This is a genomic window from Microcystis sp. M49636_WE2, assembly GCF_030065375.1.
In the GTDB taxonomy this organism is placed as follows: domain Bacteria; phylum Cyanobacteriota; class Cyanobacteriia; order Cyanobacteriales; family Microcystaceae; genus Microcystis; species Microcystis aeruginosa_C.
Map to the genome: position 1 here is coordinate 1 of NZ_JASJFG010001011.1, position 1,595 is coordinate 1,595.

General features: G+C 43.6%; 3 protein-coding genes. 1 reads left to right on the forward strand and 2 read right to left on the reverse strand.

Annotated elements, in window-relative coordinates; all coding sequences use genetic code 11:
- A partial coding sequence (locus tag PX484_RS23260) for a recombinase family protein (protein ID WP_288105757.1) occupies positions 1 to 293 on the reverse strand: 293 nt, incomplete at its 3' end.
- A gap of 156 nt (positions 294 to 449) precedes the next feature.
- Between PX484_RS23260 and PX484_RS23265 the strand changes: the two genes are divergently transcribed.
- Complete coding sequence (locus tag PX484_RS23265; RefSeq protein WP_002803323.1) at positions 450 to 830, forward strand: cyclic nucleotide-binding domain-containing protein; 381 nt, start codon at positions 450 to 452, stop codon at positions 828 to 830.
- Between the two features lie 29 nt (positions 831 to 859).
- On the opposite strand, the gene PX484_RS23270 is transcribed toward PX484_RS23265, so the two are convergent.
- Positions 860 to 1,595 (reverse strand): methionyl-tRNA formyltransferase (locus PX484_RS23270; RefSeq protein WP_288105761.1); only part of this gene is annotated, 736 nt, incomplete at its 5' end.

Sequence of the window (1,595 nt, forward strand, 5' to 3'; positions counted from 1 at the left end):
CGATGATCATTGACTCCACTTCCTACTTCTTTAACTACTCGAACAATTTGATAGCCTTTCGCAATACAATAAGCTTCCAATCTTTTTGCCTGAGTCTCTAAGTTAGATTTATTTTCTGAACTAGAAACTCGCCCATAAATAGCTACTTTATTTTCACCGCAAGAACGGTCATCTTCAAAAATAATAATTGTTCCTGTAGGAAGACGTTCTCCTTGTAACTGCCCTCGATTCCACATTCTCCAAGCAGTGTCATAACTGATCCCTTTTTTCTTAGCATAATCTGATAGTTTCATGTGAACTGCAACGTAAACTTGTACTAACCATATTAGCAGTTGTTTGCAGTCATTTGCATATATTTTTTACAAAACTTTACAATACAAAAACGATGATCGGGGAGTTCAATATATCGGAAAATGGGAGAGATAACCCAAAAAAATTATCGTTAAATCATGTTAAGTCCCGTAGAAACGATTAAAATTCTCGAAAATCATCCCGATCGCACTTTTCCAGCTGGTGAAGTTATTTTTACCGATGGCACGGAGGGCGAGTTAATGTACGGTATTCTTAGCGGAGAAGTGGAGATGTATATCAAGGGACAATTGATAGAAACTCTAGAAAAAGGGGATGTATTCGGAGCAGGAGCGCTCCTGCATGGGGATAAACTGCGAGAATCCACAGCTATTGCCAAAACTGATTGTAAATTAGCCTATCTCAATCAACCGCAGTTTTTATTTGCCGTGCAGGAAACCCCCATGTTTGCGATCGAAGTGTTAAGAAGTTATTCCGATCGCTTTCGCAAGTTAAAAAAAATCTTCACCAGTGAAGCATAGAGGAGCAAAGGAAAGCCATCCCCTGAAAACTATTGACCGAAAGTCTCACCGATAGTTAAACGGGAACCATTGACTAAATCCCCACCAGAACGCGGTGGTTTTCCCGATAATTGCACTTCTTTTAATAATAATAAACCCGCTCCCGTCTGCACTACCGGCCCGAAATTTTTCCAGAGCGCCACGATCGATCCCACTTCTCCGCTTAGATGAGAAAGGTCTTTTGTCTGTAATTCTGGAGGAAGTTGACCGAGATCGTCTAGGGGAATAGTGGCCATCACTTTTAGGGGTTGTCCCCGGAAAGTGGTCAGCGCATTAGGATAAAAACCCCGGACTCGATCGTGAATTGTCCGGCCCGAATCTTGCCAGTGGATTAGATAGTCGGATTTCTCAATTAAAGGAGCATAGGTGGCATCGTCGTTATTTTGAGGAATTGGGGTAATTTCCCCTTGATCGAGCTTAGAGAGGGTTTCTAGGAGCAAATCCGCCCCCATTTGGCCTAGGGTTGCTCCCACCTGTTCGGCATTGTCAAAAAGAGCGATCGGGCTGTAGGCTTTCAGTAACATCGGTCCGGTGTCCATGCCCGCATCCATTAACATGGTGGTAATGCCGGTTTCTTTTTCTCCCCTAGCGATGCACCACTGCACGGGGGCTGCTCCCCGATATTTCGGTAAAATTGAGCCATGAACGTTAATACAGCCTAATCTCGGCATCTCTAGAATTTCTGGGGAGAGAATTTGTCCGTAGGCAACCACCACAAAGGCATCC